The sequence below is a fragment of the Sphingobium vermicomposti genome (assembly GCF_011762025.1).
Lineage (GTDB): Bacteria > Pseudomonadota > Alphaproteobacteria > Sphingomonadales > Sphingomonadaceae > Sphingobium > Sphingobium vermicomposti.
In genome coordinates this window covers 619399-638267 of sequence record NZ_JAASQR010000001.1, presented here as the reverse complement: position 1 = coordinate 638267, position 18869 = coordinate 619399, and the positions used below count along the sequence as shown (strand labels likewise).

Here is an 18869-nt window from a genome sequence, read left to right as displayed (position 1 = left end):
GGACCGGCTCAACCCCCTAAATGGACAGCAGGAACACCAACCTGTTCAAAAGAACAGTTTGCGGAAGGATATGCTGACGCTCCGTCCCAGCGGATCGAGATAGCCTGGCTGATAGCGCAGAGGTGTGCCGCCGGTGGCGTTTGTCACTTCACGGCGCGTGTTGAATATATTGTCGATGCCGATCGAAACCCGCGCGCCGCGCAGGAAGGGATGCTTGCGCACCAGGCTGGGCATCTGCCCCAGATTGGCGAACAGGCGCAGGTTTGCGGTCGCCAGACTGCCGAAGTCCAACCGCGAAGCGCCCCCCAGCGCGCCGTCGACATGCGTGCCGCTTTCCCAGTCGATACCCAGCCGCGCGCCAAGGCCATTATTGGTGTAGCCCACGCGCGCCTCGATCTCATGCCGGGGCTGGCCACCCGATGATCCGGTCGCGTCGCCGTTCAACAGGTCGAGTTCCGGCACGCCGGGCGCGATCAGGACGCTCTCGGTAAAATGCCAGGTATGATAGAGGTTGAAGCTGAGGCGCCCACCGCCGCCACGACCGCCGCCGCCGCTAAAACGTCTGCCGCCGCCGGGCCTGCCCCCGCCGCCAGGTCCGCGCGAACTATCAAAGCCGCCTTCACCATGGGGCCGCTCGCCACCCTCCTGTCCGGGAGGCGGGCCGCCCTCCGATCTACTGGCCTGCTCACCCCGTCCGCCGCCCTGTCCGCGGTTGCCGAACAGCGCGCGCATGTCCTGAAGCTCCTTGGGTCGGTCCTCCGGCTTTGCACCTGCCGCTCGCCAGGCTTCAGCCAGTTTCTGGATGCGCGACTTCAAGGGGATCGACAGGTTGAAACCCCAGCGCAGTTGCTCGCTCTGCGACCGCAGGAAATTGATGGGGCGGGCGTTGATCTGGGTCAGCCGGTCGTCTGCATCGCGCATGAAGCGATCCGGGAAGGCATCCTCGATCGCAGGCGTGGGTTCGGGGAAGGCGGCAATCGGGTTGGCCGTCCGGCTGTTGAGATAGGTCGCGGTCAGCGTCAGGTCGGGCTTTTCGAACGGCTTGATGGTGGCGCTCAGGCGGAACTGGTCGCGCACGCTTTCCTTCAGCGCGGCATTGCCCCCCGTGATCCGGGTCACGAACACGGTTTCGCCCGTTTGATAGTCAAAGATTGAGATATTGGGGGTCGAGACTTCGGGATCGTTGATCTGGTTCCCGGTCGGTGCGGCGCGGTCCTGATTGGCCGATACTAGCAACTGCACCGCCGCGATGGGCCGCCAGCGCATGCCATATCCCAGGGTGGAAAGCGTGCCGAAGTCGGAAAGCTGCTGAACGCCCGCATTCAGATTGACGCCGATGTCGCCCGCCGCGCCCAGCACAGCGCGCGCCTTGCTGGTCAGCGGTACGTCCAGGCTGATCTGCCCACTGCCGATCTGTCGGTCATAGCTGGTTTGCCGTTCGGTGCCGTTGCGGATCGACCATCCGTCAAAGCCGTTGGCTGACGCGCCCAGCCGAACCGTGCTGGTCACGGTGCCTGCGGGCAGTTCCGCCAGCGGGCCTGACAGCAGCAGGTCGCCCGTCACCGCCTGCGACTTCGCGCTGGCCCGGTCGGTGCTTGACGACCGCTCCGTCCGCGTCCGCGTATCGGAAATGTCGCCATTGCCGGTCAGCGACCATTGCCATCCGCCGCCCAGCAACCCGTTCAGGGTCAGGCCCAGATGGCCGGTCGTACCACGTATCTGCTGGTCCAGCCTGCCCGCCTCTATGACGTCGCGGTACAGGCCATCGTCGACAAAGGGCCACATCGGCATGCCCGCAAGTTGCGCCAGCGCGGTGGAGGAAATGCCTTGAAGGGAGTCGCTCTCCGACAATTCTACCCGCCCGTTCACCGTCATCGACACCCCGCCCAGCGCGCGGGCCAGCGTTGCGTTGGCCGAAACACTTTCCGTCGCCGGGCTGAGCGTCCGAAAGCGGGTGGGGTCGACAAAAGCTGGGCTGACCGGGACAGGATCGATCCCGCGCTGACTTTCCAGCAGTGAAGCGGCAGTGTTGTATTTCACATTGAGCGTGAGCCGGTTGTCGCCGCTGATACGCAGTAGCCCGCCTTCGACAATCCCGTTTTCACGCCCGCCATCCGTCGTGGTTCCGGCGCGCAGGTCGGCGGTCTCCGCGCGAAAACGCTGACGCAGAACGATGTTCACCACTTTCTGGGTCGGCGCATAGCCGTAGGACAGGGCCACCTGTTCGGGTAGGATATCGACCCGCGCCACGGCTTCCGACGGTATGTCCTGAATTTCAGAAAAGCTGGATATGCGTTTGCCGTTCAGCAGGACCACCGGATCGCCGTTGGTCTGTGGCGATAATTCGGTGATCATCTCCGCGATGGATGTCACGCCCAGCGCGCGCACATCTGCGGATGAAAGCTGTTGTTCGGGTTTGATATTGCCGATCACCGCGCCACGCTGCGGTTGCCCGGTGACGATTATCTCTTCGCTCTCGTCCATCTCCACGGGTGGACCCTTGCCATCCTCGGTCTGCGCGAGCAGCGCCGTGGGGGCACAGCTTATCATCAACGATAGCAGCAGAATCGACGTGGGACGGCTCACAAATTACCCCTTTGACCAATCAACCTTGATGGATTGACCGTTAGGGGCGAGTTGTCGCAAAAATCTGGCAAGTCCAAGACAGTTTTGTCGCAAAATGTAATGCGCCCGCGCCCGATCGATAGGAGGGAACCGCCTAAGCCAGCCTAGCGCCCGAACTTGCGCTGGGTTTTACCATATCGCAGCTTGCGGGTTCCGGGCTTGCCTTCCGTTGCCCGGCCCCTCGGCGCGGCGACCTGCTGGTCGGCAGGCAGGCCAAGCTCTTCTGCTTCCAGCTTGCGGATTTCGTCGCGGATGCGCCCGGCTTCCTCGAACTCCAGGTCTGCCGCGGCGGCGCGCATCTTCTTTTCCAGATCTTCGATATAGGCGCGCAGATTGTGGCCGACCAGATGCGGGCGATCATCGATGCCGGTGTCGACTGTGACCTGATCCTTGCTCGCCACATGGGCGATAATGTCGCCGATATTGCGCTTGATCGTTGTAGGCGTGATGCCATGTTCCAGATTATAGGCCTGCTGTTTTTCACGGCGGCGGCCGGTTTCATTCAGCGCCCGTTCCATGCTGCCGGTGATACGGTCGGCATAGAGGATCACCCGCCCATCCACATTGCGCGCTGCGCGCCCGATGGTCTGGATCAGTGACGTTTCCGATCGCAGAAAACCTTCCTTGTCCGCATCCAATATCGCGACCAGCCCGCATTCGGGAATATCCAAGCCTTCGCGCAGCAGGTTGATGCCGATCAGCACGTCATAGACGCCCAGCCGCAGGTCGCGGATCAGCTCGATCCGCTCCAGAGTCTCGACGTCGCTATGCATGTAGCGGACCTTGATTCCCGCCTCATGCATGAATTCGGTCAGATCCTCCGCCATGCGTTTGGTGAGCGTCGTCACTAATGTGCGATAGCCCTGCGCGGCGACCTTGCGGCATTCGTTGATCAGGTCGTCCACCTGATCCTCGACCGGCTTGATTTCGACAGGCGGGTCGATCAGCCCAGTGGGGCGAATGACCTGTTCGGAAAAGGCGCCGCCGGTCTGATCCATTTCCCATGGTCCGGGCGTCGCCGATACGCTGACCGTCTGCGGCCGCATCGCGTCCCATTCGTTGAAGCGCAAGGGCCGGTTGTCGATACAGCTGGGCAGGCGAAAGCCATATTCGGCCAGCGTGATCTTGCGCCGATGGTCGCCACGCGCCATCGCGCCGATCTGCGGGACGGTCTGATGGCTTTCGTCCACGAACAGCAGGGCGTTTTCGGGCAGATATTCGAACAGCGTTGGCGGCGGCTCACCCGGCAGGCGGCCCGTCAGGAAACGGCTGTAATTTTCGATGCCCGCGCAGGACCCGGTGGCGGCGATCATCTCCAGGTCGAAATTCGTCCGCTGCTCCAGCCGCTGCGCTTCCAGCAGCTTGCCCTCGGCGACCAGTTCCTTGAGTCGTTCCGTCAGTTCAAAGCGGATCGCCTCCATCGCCTGCTTCAGCGTCGGGCCGGGCGTGACATGGTGGCTGTTGGGAAACACCTTCACATAGTCGAGACTGGCGATCTTCTTGCCGGTCAGCGGATCGAATTCGACAATTTCCTCAATCTCATTGCCAAAGAAGCTGACGCGCCAGGCCGTGTCCTCATAATGGGACGGGAATATCTCCAGATTGTCGCCCTTCACCCGGAAATTGCCGCGGGCAAAGCCGGCGTCGTTGCGCTTATACTGGAGCGCCACGAGCTTGCGGATGATTTCGCGCTGATCCTCGACCTGGCCCTTCTTCATGGAAAAGGTCATGGCCGAATAGGTTTCGACCGACCCGATGCCATAAAGGCAGGACACGGACGCGACGATGATGACGTCGTCCCGTTCCAGCAGCGCGCGGGTGGCCGAATGGCGCATCCGGTCGATGCTCTCGTTTACCGAACTTTCCTTTTCAATATAGGTGTCGGATCGCGCCACATAGGCTTCGGGTTGGTAATAGTCGTAATAGCTGACGAAATATTCGACGGCATTTTCGGGAAAGAAGCTTTTGAATTCACCGTAAAGCTGCGCCGCAAGGATCTTGTTCGGCGCGAGTACCAGGGCAGGGCGCTGCAGCGCCTCGATCACCTTGGCCATGGTGAAGGTCTTGCCGGAGCCGGTGACACCCAGCAGCACCTGATCCTTTTCGCCCGCCAGCGCCTGGTCCACCAGTTCGGCAATCGCGGTGGGCTGGTCGCCCGATGGCTCATATTCGGAAACCAGCGTGAACGGCTTGCCGCCCTCGCTCTTTTCAGGGCGCGCGGGACGATGCGGGACGAAGCCTTCGCCGGTCTCCGGCTCGTCCAAAGTGGTGCGGATTTGAATTGTCATCGCCGCTTGATATGGTCCGCCCGATCAAGGGGTGCAACAGGGAGGATGTGCGATGCGCAAAACGGTTCTGGCGATGGCGGGCGCGACGGCGCTGCTGGCGGGATGCGGTGACAAGCCGACAGGCACGCCGATGAGCAAGGACGAGGTCAAGGCGGAAGTGGAGAAGGTTCAGCTCAAGCCCGGCCAGTGGGAAAGCAGCTTTACGCTGGAAGACATCGACATGCCCAACATGCCCGGCGGCGGCGCGCAGATGGAAGAGCAGATGAAGAAAATGATGACGCGCTCCGCCATCCGATACTGCGTCACGCCTGAGGAAGCGACCAATCCCGGCGGCAAGATGTTTTCGGGCCAGGAGAATAAGGACTGCGTTTATAAAGGTTTCAATGTCGGCGGCGGATCGGTGAAGGGCGAAATATCGTGCAAGTCCCAAGGCGGCGCGATGACCGCAGTCATGTCGGGCAAATACGCGCCAGAAAGTTATGAAATGCACATGGACATGAAGACCAGTGGAGCCGCCAATGGTGCGGACATGCATATGAAGGCGAAGACGACGGGCAAATGGGTCGCAGCTGACTGCGCCGCCACTTAAAGGGTAGCCAGCCGAAGCGCCTGATTTTCCATGCGTCCTTGGCTGAAATGCCGGTGCGGGCCGGATTTCCCCTTGCGCTTTGCTCAAGGGCGGGCGAGCCTTCGCCGGTTCCGTCAAGAGAACAGGGGAGAGGGACATGAACAGGATCGAATTGGCGGCATTGCCGCTCATGCTGGCGCTCGCCCTGGGGGCTTGCGGCGAAAAGGAAGTACCCGCGCCGGAGGCGGAGGAAGCGCCTGTCATGATGAAGCCGGGCAACTGGGTCCTGACTCGCAAGACCACGGGTTATAATACGCCAACCGTCACGCCCGCCGAATATCAGGCTGCGCTGAAGCAGACGCGGGATGACAAGTCGTGCCTGACCGTTGATGCCGCCGGCGTGCCTGACGCCGACGTGCTGGCGGGCACGGAAGGCCAGGATTGCATCTACAAGGACAAGCTGGTCCGCAAAGGCCGTCTGATCGCGACCCTGTCCTGCAAAGCGGGCGAAGGCACGTCGGAAATCGTTCTGGAAGGCAATTTCACTGAGGACTCGCTGACGCTGGGTAGCACCATGACAAAGACGGTCGGCGGCAGCCCCATATTGCGCACCACCCATGACGTAACCGGCAAGCGGACAGGGGATTGCCCCATGACATGATCAGAAAGCCGTCCGCCGCGCGAGGGCCTGTGGTCCGTCATGCGGCGTGGATTTTCGGCATGTCGGGAACCAGCCAGCCCCTATCGCAGCGCGGCGATTGCGCGATGATTGCAACGCCCCTTGCCCCGCGCTACCGGGGAATAGCGCGGCACCTGGATAGACTGGCCGACTCGCAGCGGTCCGAAACGCTTCCGCTCTATCCCTGCGCAGCGCAGGTAAAGTTCCAACATGCGCGGCGGTGTGCTCCATTCTTCATAGGACAGGCGGAACGTGCCCCAATGGATGGGGATGGCGGTGGAGGCTTGGAGCTTTTCGAACACGCTGACGGCGCGCCGGGGTCCGATATGGCTATCCGATTCCATCTGGCCGGGCCAGAAACGGAACGCGCCGATCGGAATCATCGCCAGCCGGATCGGGCCGAGCCGTGCGGCTTCTTCCGGCCAGGCCATGTCGCCAGCGCCGGTATCGCCCGCGAAAAAGATATTGCCGGCGCGGGTTGCTATTACAAAGCTGGACCAGAGCGCCCGGTTGCGATCCGTGCCCCATCGGCTGCCCCAATGATGGTTGCGCAGCACATGGACGCGATAATCGGGGCAATGTTCGTAATTTTCGCACTGGATGACGGTGTCCGAACCCAGGCCGTTCAGCGCCGCGCCGCTGACTGACTGCCCCCAGTCCAGCGCGACGGACGGGATGCCGTGACTTTTGAGAATGGTGTCGTTGCCAAGGCTGGTGATGATCTTTGGCCGGTCACGCGCCCACAGCTTTTTCAGCGTGGGGATGTCCATATGATCGTAATGATTGTGGCTGATGACCACCAAGTCGATCTTGGGCAGGTCCTCGAAACGCACACCGGGCTGCGCGACGCGCTGGGGACCAAGCGGGGGCAAGGGGCTGGCATAATCCGACCAGATCGGATCGGTCAGGATGTTGATGCCCGCCGCTTGCACCAGCACCGTCGCATGGCCGACCCAGGTTGCCATCATGCCCCTTGGCGCGGCGAAGGCTGCGGGGCGGGAAGGCTTGACGGCTACCGCATCCGGCCAGTCAGGGCGATCGTCCGCCCCCAGCAACCAGCGGGCGAAAAAGCCACGGCGGTTACTGCCCGGCGGCGGCGAAAATTCAATCTCTCCGTCAGGATTGAAGAAGTGCGCGCCGTCGAAATGACGGGTCACCGGTCCTTCATAATAGATACGGTCAAGGAAGGGTGGGACGATGGTAATCGCCAGACACAGGGCGATGACCAGAAAAAGCAACGTGACAGCCGCGCCCTTTATGATTGTCCCGATGATGCGGCTCATCCCATCTCCCGCGTTGATCCTGAAGAAGGGACATAGCGTCCCTCACGCGCGGAGCAAGGGCGCGGCGGGTCAATGTCGCATATGCCTTAACCAGGGAAGTAGCCGCTTTTCCAATTGCAATCGGCCCTGTGTGGGCCGACGCGCGCCGGTCTGCGATGTTCCGGCACAATCGAAAAAGGGAATGTCATAGGCCTTCAAATCGTCCTTCAGCAGGCTGGCATCATCGGCTGCGCGGTGAAGATCGAGCACTGCACCATCGGGAAAGCGGGCCGCGAGGGCGGCTATGCCGTCGCTCGCATCGGCGTAGGGGCCATCAACTTCATAATCCGCGGCGTGCAGCATTTCTACTACCAGGCGGGCCGTGGCCGGATCATCTTCAACCAGCAGGATGCGCGGATGATGGCTGACCATGCCTAAGCCTCCAGTCCCAAATGCGCGCGGTAACGGTTGAAACACCTTTCCCCGCAGCTCAGGCGGATAAGCGCGCCCTCCGCAATCGCGGTCGCCCGTCGCGGGTCTTCCGCTACGACCGGCTTGATCGCCAGTTCGTTCCAGTCGCGGCTATGCTTGACGTCCAGAACGGCGTGCAGGTCGAAATAGCGTCGTTCCGACTGGCTAAGGCCAATGCGTTTCAGGGCAGCGGCCGTATGGGCGGACCGCCATGGCGCGGTGAGTTCGATGACCCCCAGCGCGCCAACGCTGTGCCAGGCGTAAACGCGCTGCGTGGCCATGGCCGTCATCGCATTCGCCAGCGACAGGCTTTCCCAGACGGTCGTTTCGATCGTCGGTGACAGATCCAATATTTCCACCAACTGGGATAGCATCGGCCCGTGCATGCCGCGTTCGTTGCCGCGACCCATTTCGTCCCAATAGTTGCGAGCCAGTTCCAGCTTGGCGGATGTCGGCAATTTGACCTGCGTCAGGGCGACGAGGTCATCAAACCCGGCTTCCCCTGCCGCTTCTTGCGTCAGGAACCATCGAACCTCATCCCGCGATGCCTGTTCGGCGAGCCATGGGAAAAGCGCGTCGTTCTGGCCCGGACCGTTTTCCTTCAATGCTTCGAACCATGCGATAAAGTCATCCGGGTCCGTCGGCGCTTGCGCGGCGCGGTCACGCACCTGAGCGCGAAGTTCTTCCATGAAAGCATGTTCCAGGCGTGCCATTGCCTGATCATCCCGGAACTGCATGTCCCAGTCGTCGGGAAAGCCGGGTGCCAGCTTTTGCCTGTTCCAATGACTCAGCTTTTGCTGAAAATCCTGGCGTAGAAATTGGGATTCGCCCGATTGAGCGATAAAGCGGGTAGCCACGAACTTGGTCTCCTAAATATACTGTCGTTCAATTCAGAGCGACCCCCGGACGTTCCCGAAAAACTTCCTAACCACGATCAAGCAATGACATCATTGCGGGCAGTCGAGGCGTGAAGCACAGGCCGACGGTCGGAACAAAGCGGCACAGTCCCGGTTGAACATCATAGCCGCGGCGGGCGCATCAGGGGCCATTGTTGGTCCTCGGGAGAATGTCATCGTGACGCTTAGTCCGCTTGAAATCGGTCTTGGACTGCTGGTCCTCGTCTTATTGGCCGGCATCGTCATGCTGGTGGTGCAGGGCCGCCACCGCGCCAACCTTCGCTCCAAATTCGGGCCGGAATATTCACGGACCGTGGAAGCCGTCGGCAGCCCCCGCCGTGCGGAAGCGGAATTGCAGGAGCGGGAAAAGCGGGTGGCCAGCTTTTCCATCCGCCCGCTTTCTCCGCAGCAGGTGGACATGTTCACCGACGGATGGATGCGGGTACAGACGCAGTTCGTAGATGACCCACAGGGCGCGGTTTCCCGCGCCGATGTGCTGCTGACCGAAGTCATGGAAGTAAGGGGTTATCCCATCGCCGACTTTGAACGCCGGTCTGCGGACCTGTCGGTCGATCATCCCCAGGTGGTTCAGAATTACCGTTCAGCCCACGACATCAGCATCCGCCATGCGCGGGAGAGGCGGACACGGAGGATTTGCGGCAGGCGATGATCCATTATCGCGCCTTGTTCGAAGAACTGGTCCACGAAACTGGCGACGCCAACGGCGCGGCGCACATGCCTCGCCCCGGCCATGTCAGCGAGGCGGAGTATCGCAGGCGCGACCTGCACTAAGGCCGCACCGGCCTGACAATCACCGCCACGAAGCCCGGCTGGACTTCGTGGCGGTGTCTTGCCTTTACGCCGTGGTGGTCAGGCCGGAACGGCGCAGATCAAAACGGTCGGCGTCCATCACCTTCACCCATGCGTGGATGAAATCATCCACGAATTTCCGCTTGGCGTCGGTCGCGGCATAGACTTCCGACAGGGCGCGCAGCTGGGAGTTCGATCCGAACACCAGGTCGACGCGGGTGGCTGTCCATTTCTGCTCGTCAGTCTTGCGGCAGGTGCCGATGAACAGGTCGCCCTTCTCGCTCTGCGCCTTCCACGCCGTCCCCATGTCGAGCAGGTTGACGAAGAAGTCGTTGGTCAGCTGTCCAGGGCGGTCCGTGAAGACACCATGCGGCGACCCGCCATGGTTGGCTCCCAGAACGCGTAAGCCGCCCACCAGCACCGTCATCTGCGGCGCGCTCAGGCGCAGCAGGCTGGCGCGGTCGATCAGCAGTTCCTCGACCGGCACGCGAAAGCTGACCGGTAGGTAGTTCCGAAACCCATCGACCTTCGGCTCCAGCACGGCAAACCCTTCGGCGTCGGTCTGTTCCTGCGAGGCATCGGTACGGCCCGGCGTGAAGGGCACGACCACGTCATGCCCCGCATCCTGCGCCGCTTTCTCAACCGCGGCCGACCCGCCCAGTACGATTAGGTCGGCGATGCTGATCTTCTTGCCATTGGCAGCGCTACGATCGAAATCCGCCTTGATGCCTTCCAGTACGCTTAGAACACGGGCGAGCTGGTCCGGCTGGTTCACGTCCCAATCCTTTTGCGGGGCCAGGCGAATGCGCGCGCCATTGGCCCCGCCGCGCTTGTCCGATCCCCGGAAGGTCGAAGCCGAAGCCCAGGCGGTCTGCACCAATTCAGCAACGGTGAGGCCCGACGCCAGAATCTTTTGCTTCAACGACTGGATGTCGCTTTCCTCGATCAGCGGATGATTGGCCGCCGGGATCGGGTCCTGCCAGATCAGGTCTTCGGCAGGGACGTCCGGGCCGAGGTAACGGACCTTGGGCCCCATGTCGCGATGGGTCAGCTTGAACCAGGCCCGGGCGAACGCATCGGCGAAGGCGTCAGGGTCGGCGCGGAACCGCTCGGCGATCTTGCGATATTCCGGGTCGGCCTTGAAAGCCATGTCGGCGGTGGTCATCATCGTGGGCAGCCGCTTTTCGGGACTGCGCGCACCGGGTGCCATGTCTTCCGGCTTCTGGTTGACCGGCTGCCATTGCTTCGCGCCCGCCGGGCTTTTCACCAGCTCATATTCATAGTCGAGCAGCATGTGGAAGAAGCTCATGTCCCATTGGATCGGGGTGGGGGTCCACGCGCCTTCGATGCCGCTGGTGATGGTGTGGTCGCCTATGCCGCTTTCATGACCGCTCTGCCAGCCAAGGCCCTGCTGCGCGATGTCAGCGCCCTCAGGCTCGGCACCAATTTTGGAAGCGTCGCCCGCGCCATGCGCTTTGCCGAATGTATGGCCGCCAGCGGTCAGTGCCAGCGTCTCTTCGTCGTTCATGCCCATGCGGGCGAAGGTTTCGCGGATGTCGCGGGCCGACTGCAACGGATCAGGATTGCCGCCGGGGCCTTCCGGGTTGACGTAGATAAGGCCCATCTGGATCGCGGCCAGCGGATCTTCCAGCGCCATGTCCTTGTCCGGCTGGATGCGGGTTTGATTTTCGGGATGGCCGACCCATTGTTCTTCCGTGCCCCAGTAAATGTCCTTTTCCGGTTCCCAGACATCCTCGCGTCCGCCGCCGAAGCCGAAAATCGGCCCGCCCATGGATTCGATGGCGACGTTTCCGGTCAGGATCATCAGGTCCGCCCAGGATAGCTTGCGGCCATATTTCTGCTTGATCGGCCACAGGAGGCGGCGGGCCTTGTCCAGATTGGCATTGTCGGGCCAGCTATTGAGCGGGGCGAAACGCTGCCCACCCGAAGATGATCCGCCACGGCCATCGCCCGTGCGGTAAGTGCCGGCGCTGTGCCACGCCATGCGAATGAAGAATGGACCATAATGCCCGTAGTCAGCGGGCCACCAGGGTTGGCTGTCCGTCATCAGCGCGCGCAGGTCGCGCTTCACCGCCTCATAGTCGAGCGACTGAAACTCCGCAGCATAGTCGAATGACTCGCCCATCGGGTTGGCGTGCGCTCCGTTCTGATGAAGTATTTCCAGCGACAGTTGATTGGGCCACCAATCGCGACTCGTACGCCCCAGCAGCGAGCGCAGCGCCCCCGGCTCCTTCATCGGGCAGGAAAGCGGGCTTCCGCCTGATTTTGCGTCCATGGCACGGTTCTCCTCTTGCATGATGAGCAAGAGGCTAGACCCTGCCATCCCATGTCGGAAACGGTTAGATTAGGTCATATTGATCGAAAAAAGCGATCAGGCCGTTAGCTGATAAATAACGTGATCCATCTGCGCGGCAGTTGGTCGCGTCAGATCCAATCGGAACCTGTTTTGGGGCCGGTGCGCCGCCGATCAAAGCCGGGTCTTTTTGTGCTGACCGTGGGGCGAAAGGGCTTGGGAACCTCATGCGCGACGACGGGTGCGTCCTGCTGGGGAGGACTCTTGACAATGGCTGGGTCGATTGCGCCATCCAGCTGAACGCCAAAAGCTTGCCCGTTCCGCCAGACTATTGTGCCGACTGCAGGGGGGCAGTCGGCCAGATAGATCACAACCTGGTCGCCTGTCCCGATATCAGAGGTGCATTTCCCTCCAATCCCTTGTTCAGACACATCGCGCACCAGGATTTCGACCATGCCCAGGCGGGGATGACGCATCTTCGCCTTGAGCAGCCGCCGCTGACGATCATGTAAACGTTGCGAAGAACTTCCGCTCATGGGACTTATCCGCCATTTCGACCTCATTATATCTTGGCCGCTGTTGTAGGGATTTTTGGCCCACTGTGAAAGGGTTAATGCCCTACAGCTGGCCGTTGGGCGGTTTGCGCCGACACGTGCCGGATGAAATGCTTGCTGCCAGAGGTGGACATTGTTTCACTCAGCTAACTAAGCGCATCTATCCAGGGTGGTGTCTGGCATATTATGATGTCTGACTGACGCGGGGTCGCGGATATGCGCAATCGGCTCAGTGAAATGCTACGCATGGTCGGTGCGGCGACAGCGGCCATCGGACAGTAATGGGAGAGGTAAGCAGGAATGAAACGTTTTGAGGGCAAAAGCGCACTGGTGACTGGGGCTGCTTCCGGCATTGGCAAGGCAACGGCTGAACGGCTGGCGTCTGAAGGCGCGGACATTGTGGTGGCGGACATCAACCTGGACGGGGCTACCGCCGTCTCGAAGGCGATCGCCGCAGCGCACGGGGTGCGGGCTTATCCGGTTCGGTTCGATGCCGCCGATCCGACGGATTGCGAAAGCCTCGTCGCCCAGGCCGTCGAAAAGCTCGGCAAGCTTGATATATTGGTTAACAACGCGGGCGTGATGGAATGGTCACGCGCGGATGAATATCCTGTCGATCGATGGGAACGCGTCATTAAAATCAACCTCAACGCGGTCTTCTTCGTCAGCAAATATGCAATACCCCATCTGCTGACGACCAAGGGTAATATCGTCAATATGTCTTCGGCTTCCTCCTTGGCGGGTGTGCCATTTGCGGCTGCCTATTGCGCTGCCAAAGCCGGAGTGAATGGGCTGACCCGTTCCATGGCGGTCGAATATGCCGACCAGGGATTGCGGGTAAACGCTATCTGCCCCGGGGGCGTGGACACGCCGCTCACTACATCCGTCACACCGATGCCTGAATGGCTGGATTTCAACAAGATTGCGCGCCTTGCCCCCAAGACGGGCAAGGTTTCCGCCCCGGAGGAGATTGCGGGCGCTGTCGCCTATCTCGCATCGACCGACGCCTGCAACGTGACGGGCATCACTTTGTCGGTGGACGGCGGACAGGTCGCGGGTTGAACCGCCACGCTGAGTGGCGCGCCCCACGCTCCATGAAGGCGTGAGGCGCGCCGGTCAGGTTCAGGGCTTCCGCGTGGTCCGCGACAGGCGCGCCGTGCCCGTCAGCACCGGATCTTTGGCGGAGGTTCCGACCTCGACCTTCACCGTGCCTGCAGGCACGACCCAGCGTTGTGCCTTGGCATCGAAATCGGCCAGCACGCGCGGGTCAGCCGTAACGGTCACTTCGCGGCTTTCGCCGGGCTTGAGGTCGGGCTTGCCCCAACCGATCAGCCGCTTGGCCTTGCCGGGGCGGGTGACATAGACCTGCGGGACATCGGCCCCCTGTCGGTCGCCCGTGTTGGTCACAGTGAAACGCACAGTCAGCGTCTTGCCGCCCGTGACCTTCAGCCCATCATAGCGGAAAGCGGTGTAGCTAATCCCATGACCGAATGGGTAGAGCGGCTTCAGGCCCTTTTTATCGAACCAGCGATAGCCCACGTCCGACCCTTCCGGGAACGACACGTCATAGGGCTGCAACCCCGCCATCAGACCGTAAACCGCGCGCGTTTCCTTGTCAGCGGGGGGAATGTCCGACCCCGGTAGCTTCGGATTGGGTAGCTGGTCTACCGAAGCCGGGAATGTCACGGGCAAATGGCCTGACGGATTGACCTTGCCCGAAAGGACGCGCGCGATTGCGTTGCCGCCCCGCTGCCCGCCATACCATGCCGACAGGATGGCGGGCACCTTTGCCTGCCAGGGCATCAGCACCGCATTACCGGTCTGAAGGACCACGACGGTTTTCGCATTGGCGTCGGCCACGGCATCGATCAACGCGTCTTGCCCTTCGCCCAGCGACAGGTCGGCATGGTCGACGGCTTCGGTCGAATATTTCTCGGTGAAGACTATGGCCATGTCCGCTGCCTTCGCTGCAGCGGCTGCCGCGACAGGGTCCTTGCCGTCGATGAAGCTGATCTGGGCGTTGGGGAACTCGGCACGCAGCGCGTCCAGGGGAGCGGTGCCGCCATAGCCGCGACGGGCAAAGCCGGCTGCCGGACCACGCGGTGCGCCGGGGCTTGTGCGTTTCAGCCCGCCCACCGGCGTGACCTGGCTCGATCCGCCGCCACTGGGGACACCTGCGTCGGCATTGCCGCCCACCACCACTATGGTGCGCACGCTGGACCCGAGTGGCAGGATGCCGCCTTCGTTACGCAGCAGCACGATCCCGGCTTCAGCGGCCCTTTGCGCGACGTCGGCATTGGCGTCATAGTCAATTGGCTGACCCGGTTGCAGCGGGTTGTCGGCAACGCCATAGGCATAGACGGAATAGAGAATGCGGCGCACGGCAGTATCTACTGCCGATACCGGGATGCGCTTTTCGTCTAGCGCCTTGGTCAGCTCCGTCGAAAAATAGCGCTTCTTGTCCAGTTGTTCGCCAGACTGCTGGTCGAGACCCTTGATCAAGGCTTCGGTCGAATGGACCGCGCCCCAGTCGGACATGACATAGCCCTTATAGCCCCAGTCGCGGCGCAGCACGTCAGTGAGCAGGAAGGCGTTTTCGCACGCATACTCCCCCTCGACGCGGTTGTAGCCGCACATGATCGACCCTGGAGCGCCCTTTTCAATGCCGATTTGGAATGCGAGCAGGTCGCTTTCGCGCATCGCACCCTCGTCCATGTTGACGGAATGGATGTTGCGCCCGGTTTCCAGCGGATTTAAAGCGAAATGCTTGATCGTGCCGATGATGTTGTTCGACTGCACGCCCGCAATCTGTGCACCCACCAACTCACCGCCCAGTAGCGGGTCTTCGCCCAGATATTCAAAATTGCGACCGCCGCGCGGATCGCGGGCCAGGTTGACGCCGCCCACCAGCATCACGTTGAAGCCCTTGGCGCGCGCTTCCGATCCGATCATTGTGCCACCTGCGCGTGCGATGTCGGGATCCCAACTCGACGCGAGCGACAGGCCGGACGGCAAAGCCGTCGCGACATCGCCTTTTCGCAAGTCCATCAGGTTCGAAACGCCCAGGCTCGCGTCCGTCTCGACCAGCCGGGGAATGCCAAGGCGCGGCACGCCTTCAATATAGCCCGCGCCCACAGCCATGCCCGCCGGTCGCTTGGCAGCGGGAAGGAGGCCCGGCATCGGCCCGTGGAGCAGCTGGATTTTTTCCTCCAGTGTCATTTTTGAAAGCGTTTCGGCGGCGCGGCGTTCCGCCTTGGAAGCAGGCTCGCGTGCCAAAGTGACTGCGGGGGTAACCGCGGTGCCGATGACCGCCGTCAACAGGATGCTGCGAAGCCTTTTCATCAAACGATCTTCCTCTCATGACCCCAGCCCGCATGCCGGCGATATTTCTCCGCTGTACGCTGGCCATCTTACAAGGTCAATATTCGACCGATGCCGTTCGATTGCAAGAAGTGGAACCTTCCGGGCCCGGAGACACGCCGTCAATCACCTCCCGTCAGTGCAGCGACATGCGCCGCCAGATCGACCTGACGGAACGGCTTGACCAACCGTGCCAGATCGGGAGCGACGCCATCGCTTTCAGCATAGCCCGATACAAGGAGCACCGGCACATGCGGCCACCGGCCCCGAACCTCCATGGCCAGGTCGCTACCCGACCGGCCCGGCATCAGATGATCCGTCACGATCAGGTCGGGAGACAGTCCCGCCGAAAGGCGATCGAGCGCATCCTCCGCCGAACTCGCCTCCACCACGCCAAACCCCAGTTCGGTAAGCATGTCGGCCGTGCTCGCCCGGACTAGGGCTTCGTCCTCGACCAGGAGGACGGTGCCTTTGCGCCGCTGGCCTGGCGCCGATCCTCCATTATCCTGCTGAATAGTATCAGGCGTGCCGCCAGCGGGCAGCCACAATTCTATATTGGTGCCGATCCCAGGCTCGCTCGCGATCGTCAGCCCTCCGCCAAGTTGGGCAGCCAGCCCGTGGGCCATGCTCAATCCCAGCCCGGTCCCCTTGCCTACACCCTTCGTTGAATAAAATGGTTCAATCGCGCGTTTGAGCGTTTCCGCGTCCATGCCAATCCCCGTGTCGGCCACTGATAGCCGCACATAGGACCCCGGCGACAGGTTCGCGGCGTGGCCTGGTTCGACCTCCGCGTGGATCGCAGAAATGCGTAGCGTTCCGCCTTCCGGCATCGCGTCGCGCGCATTCACTGCAAGATTGAGCAGCGCCATTTCCAGCTGATTGGGATCGGCGACCGCGCCGGGAAGCTCCTTTGCGACATCGACCACCACCTTGATCTGTGGCCCGGCGGTTGATGCGATCAGGTCTGCCATCCCGTGCACAAGTTCTCTTACATCAACGGATATAGTCTGCAGCGGCTGTCGTCTGGCGAAAGCGAGCAGGCGCTGCACAAGCAGGCGGGCGCGTTCGGCCGATTGCAGCGCGCCGTCGATCAGGCGCTGTTCTCGTTCGCCACCCACGCCCCGGCGCTGAAGCAGGTCGAGCGCGCCGATGATCGGGGCGAGCAGATTGTTGAAATCATGGCTCACCCCACCTGTCAGACTGCCCATCGCCTCCAGCTTCTGGCTCTGCCGCAACTGTTCTTCCGCCTGGACGCGCGCCGTCACATCGCGGGAACTGCCGATGATCCTGCCGACCCGACCATTCGCGCCTGTGACTGGCATCAATACCGTGTCCCAATGTCGCCTGCCTCCGGGCAAGTCCACGATCTCGCGATAGCTGATGGACTCCGCCGAAGAGGCTGCCCGCCGATAATTCACCGCGACCTGCGCAGCGACATCGGGAGGAAGCTGTTGGTCAAGCGGCTTGCCGCGCAGATCCGCTGTGCAAAGACCTGTCAGCGCCTCATGCGCGGGATTGAGCTCTTCGATCGAGAAGCTGCCATCTTCTCCTACGCCAATCACAAACAGAGCTTCGGCCGTATTTTCAAAATAGGCGCGGTACAGGGCGTCTGCTTCCCGGCGGGCGGTTTCGGCGTTGGCCAGTTGCTGCTGTTCATGGATCCGCGTGGTGACGTCATACCCGAACAGACTTGCGCCAATAATCTCCCCATCCGGTGACCGCACGGGCGCGAACTTCATGTCGTACCAGTGCCGCTCGCCTTGCTGATCGGTGAACTCCGACACTTGGCTAAAAGCCTCCCCAGCCAATACCCGTGACCAGAGTGCCTTGATTCCGCCGTGATAAGGCGTGTTTTTAAGCAGCCTCAGCAGCTTGTCGCCAGCGGCAGGCCTGAAACCGAAGATCCGTTGATATTCGTCGGCGGAGGCGGCGTTGATGGCCAGGAAATTATAGTCGCGATCCAGTATCTGGACGAGGGCGCTGGTGGTCTCGAACAGGTCGGCGAAGACCTTGCGTTCGGCAAGCACCGCTGCGATGCGTTGTTCCAGTGTTTCATTAAGGTCGCGCAGCCTGCTTTCGCTTCTGCGAAGGCCTTCTTCTGCTTGGACCCGTTCGGTAACGTCAGATCCTTCGACGAAAAGGCCAGTAACTTGCCCTTGCGCGTCGATGACCGGTTGGTAGACCATGTCGACAAAACGGCGTTCCGGGGGAGCGCTGCCCTGGCGCTGTAGCTCGACCGGGACCGCGATGCCCACATAAGGCTCCCCGGTTTTATATACTTTGTCCAGCAGTTCGAAATAGCCTTGCCCCTCCACCTCGGGTAGTGCTTCGCACACCGTCTTGCCCAGTATGTCGGAGCGTCCGATCAACTTGATGTAGGCGGCGTTTGCGAGCTCGAACACATGCTGGTCGCCTTGCAGCATGGCCATGAAACCGGGAGCCTGGTCGAACATCTGCCGCAGCCGCTCGCGCTCAGCAAGCACTTGCCGCTCGCTCATGATGCGCGCGGTGGTCTCATGCCCCTGGTTGAGTACACCGGCGACGGTGCCATCCTCGCCGCGGATCGGCGTGAAGCTGTAATTCCAGTATGTTTCCTGTGCCGTGCCTGCCCGCACCATCGGCAACATCTGGTCATATGTGGCGTAGCCCTCGCCCGTCCGGCGCACTTGATCGAACTGATGGCCGATAACGTCCCATATGTCGGACCACACGTCCCTGGCAGGTCGACCCAGAGCAGCCGGATGGCGCTCCGCAGGAATGGGCGCCCAGGCGTCATTATAGAGAATATGCAGATCCGACCCCCAGTAAATGGCCGTCGGAAAGCTGGAATGGAGGCAGATGGACAGGGCGGAGCGGAGCGATTGCGGCCATGTTTCCGGCGGACCGAGCGGCGTGTTCGCCCAGTCATACGCCCGGATGCGAGCGCCCATCTCTCCACCGCCGCTCAAAAAGTCCAGATCGTCTCCAGAGCGATCTTCGTGGGTTGGAGTAACGGTTTCAGGCATTGTGGCACCAAAGGATCGGAAGGATTTGCTTTCATAC

14 protein-coding genes are annotated in these 18869 nt (G+C 61.7%); 5 read left to right on the top strand and 9 right to left on the bottom strand.

What is annotated here, in order from left to right:
• Positions 1–45: 45 nt before the first annotated feature.
• Together FHS54_RS03125 and uvrB are read right to left on the bottom strand one after the other, a co-directional pair.
• The gene (locus tag FHS54_RS03125) at positions 46–2586 is read right to left on the bottom strand and encodes a TonB-dependent receptor (RefSeq protein WP_167302313.1); all 2541 of its coding nucleotides are present in this window, start codon (positions 2584–2586) and stop codon (positions 46–48) included.
• Positions 2587–2729: 143 nt separating this feature from the next.
• Positions 2730–4913, bottom strand: coding sequence for an excinuclease ABC subunit UvrB (gene uvrB, locus FHS54_RS03120; protein WP_167302312.1), 2184 nt, complete (start codon positions 4911–4913; stop codon positions 2730–2732).
• A gap of 52 nt (positions 4914–4965) precedes the next feature.
• On the opposite strand from uvrB, the gene FHS54_RS03115 reads away from it, so the two are divergent.
• Both FHS54_RS03115 and FHS54_RS03110 read left to right on the top strand, forming a co-directional pair.
• Positions 4966–5502, top strand: a complete 537-nt coding sequence (locus FHS54_RS03115) for a DUF3617 domain-containing protein (RefSeq protein ID WP_167302311.1) — start codon at positions 4966–4968, stop codon at positions 5500–5502.
• 136 nt (positions 5503–5638) lie between these two features.
• On the top strand, positions 5639–6142 hold the full coding sequence (locus FHS54_RS03110) for a DUF3617 domain-containing protein (protein WP_167302310.1): 504 nt from the start codon (positions 5639–5641) through the stop codon (positions 6140–6142).
• A gap of 80 nt (positions 6143–6222) precedes the next feature.
• On the opposite strand, the gene FHS54_RS03105 is transcribed toward FHS54_RS03110, so the two are convergent.
• The 3 genes from FHS54_RS03105 to FHS54_RS03095 form a co-directional block, all read right to left on the bottom strand.
• Positions 6223–7443 carry an MBL fold metallo-hydrolase gene (locus FHS54_RS03105; protein ID WP_167302309.1) on the bottom strand — a complete coding sequence of 407 codons (1221 nt, stop codon included), beginning with the start codon at positions 7441–7443 and terminating at the stop codon, positions 6223–6225.
• Positions 7444–7512: 69 nt separating this feature from the next.
• On the bottom strand, positions 7513–7854 hold the full coding sequence (locus tag FHS54_RS03100; RefSeq protein ID WP_167302308.1) for a response regulator transcription factor: 342 nt from the start codon (positions 7852–7854) through the stop codon (positions 7513–7515).
• Between the two features lie 2 nt (positions 7855–7856).
• Complete coding sequence (locus FHS54_RS03095; protein ID WP_341785925.1) at positions 7857–8750, bottom strand: iron-containing redox enzyme family protein; 894 nt, start codon at positions 8748–8750, stop codon at positions 7857–7859.
• A gap of 154 nt (positions 8751–8904) precedes the next feature.
• On the opposite strand from FHS54_RS03095, the gene FHS54_RS03090 reads away from it, so the two are divergent.
• Together FHS54_RS03090 and FHS54_RS16520 are read left to right on the top strand one after the other, a co-directional pair.
• Complete coding sequence (locus FHS54_RS03090; RefSeq protein WP_208404728.1) at positions 8905–9459, top strand: hypothetical protein; 555 nt, start codon at positions 8905–8907, stop codon at positions 9457–9459.
• On the top strand, positions 9456–9581 hold the full coding sequence (locus tag FHS54_RS16520; RefSeq protein ID WP_279589123.1) for a hypothetical protein: 126 nt from the start codon (positions 9456–9458) through the stop codon (positions 9579–9581). Before FHS54_RS03090 ends, FHS54_RS16520 begins: the two co-directional genes overlap by 4 nt.
• A 64-nt stretch (positions 9582–9645) precedes the next feature.
• Here the strand turns inward: FHS54_RS16520 and katG are convergent, their stop codons facing one another.
• Positions 9646–11895, bottom strand: coding sequence for a catalase/peroxidase HPI (gene katG / locus FHS54_RS03085; RefSeq protein WP_167302307.1), 2250 nt, complete (start codon positions 11893–11895; stop codon positions 9646–9648).
• Between the two features lie 149 nt (positions 11896–12044).
• Positions 12045–12449, bottom strand: coding sequence for a hypothetical protein (locus FHS54_RS03080; protein WP_167302306.1), 405 nt, complete (start codon positions 12447–12449; stop codon positions 12045–12047).
• 318 nt (positions 12450–12767) lie between these two features.
• On the opposite strand from FHS54_RS03080, the gene FHS54_RS03075 reads away from it, so the two are divergent.
• Positions 12768–13529 (top strand): SDR family NAD(P)-dependent oxidoreductase, encoded by a 762-nt coding sequence (locus tag FHS54_RS03075; protein WP_167302305.1) that lies wholly within the window; start codon positions 12768–12770, stop codon positions 13527–13529.
• A 60-nt stretch (positions 13530–13589) separates the two neighbouring features.
• Here the strand turns inward: FHS54_RS03075 and FHS54_RS03070 are convergent, their stop codons facing one another.
• Together FHS54_RS03070 and FHS54_RS03065 are read right to left on the bottom strand one after the other, a co-directional pair.
• A complete protein-coding gene (locus tag FHS54_RS03070) occupies positions 13590–15809 on the bottom strand; it encodes a beta-glucosidase family protein (protein ID WP_167302304.1) in 2220 nt (739 codons plus the stop codon).
• Between the two features lie 140 nt (positions 15810–15949).
• A complete protein-coding gene (locus tag FHS54_RS03065; protein ID WP_167302303.1) occupies positions 15950–18832 on the bottom strand; it encodes a PAS domain-containing protein in 2883 nt (960 codons plus the stop codon).
• Between the last annotated feature and the right edge of the window lie 37 nt (positions 18833–18869).

Bases quoted from the DNA above. Each gene is read 5' to 3' on its own strand.
- uvrB (WP_167302312.1), bottom strand. From the start codon at position 4,913: ATGACAATTCAAATCCGCACCACTTTGGACGAGCCGGAGACCGGCGAA.
- FHS54_RS03100 (WP_167302308.1), bottom strand. From the start codon at position 7,854: ATGGTCAGCCATCATCCGCGCATCCTGCTGGTTGAAGATGATCCGGCC.
- FHS54_RS16520 (WP_279589123.1), top strand. From the start codon at position 9,456: ATGATCCATTATCGCGCCTTGTTCGAAGAACTGGTCCACGAAACTGGC.
- katG (WP_167302307.1), bottom strand. From the start codon at position 11,895: ATGGACGCAAAATCAGGCGGAAGCCCGCTTTCCTGCCCGATGAAGGAG.
- FHS54_RS03075 (WP_167302305.1), top strand. From the start codon at position 12,768: ATGAAACGTTTTGAGGGCAAAAGCGCACTGGTGACTGGGGCTGCTTCC.
- FHS54_RS03065 (WP_167302303.1), bottom strand. From the start codon at position 18,832: ATGCCTGAAACCGTTACTCCAACCCACGAAGATCGCTCTGGAGACGAT.
- FHS54_RS03110 (WP_167302310.1), top strand. From the start codon at position 5,639: ATGAACAGGATCGAATTGGCGGCATTGCCGCTCATGCTGGCGCTCGCC.
- FHS54_RS03080 (WP_167302306.1), bottom strand. From the start codon at position 12,449: ATGAGCGGAAGTTCTTCGCAACGTTTACATGATCGTCAGCGGCGGCTG.
- FHS54_RS03115 (WP_167302311.1), top strand. From the start codon at position 4,966: ATGCGCAAAACGGTTCTGGCGATGGCGGGCGCGACGGCGCTGCTGGCG.
- FHS54_RS03070 (WP_167302304.1), bottom strand. From the start codon at position 15,809: ATGAAAAGGCTTCGCAGCATCCTGTTGACGGCGGTCATCGGCACCGCG.
- FHS54_RS03105 (WP_167302309.1), bottom strand. From the start codon at position 7,443: ATGAGCCGCATCATCGGGACAATCATAAAGGGCGCGGCTGTCACGTTG.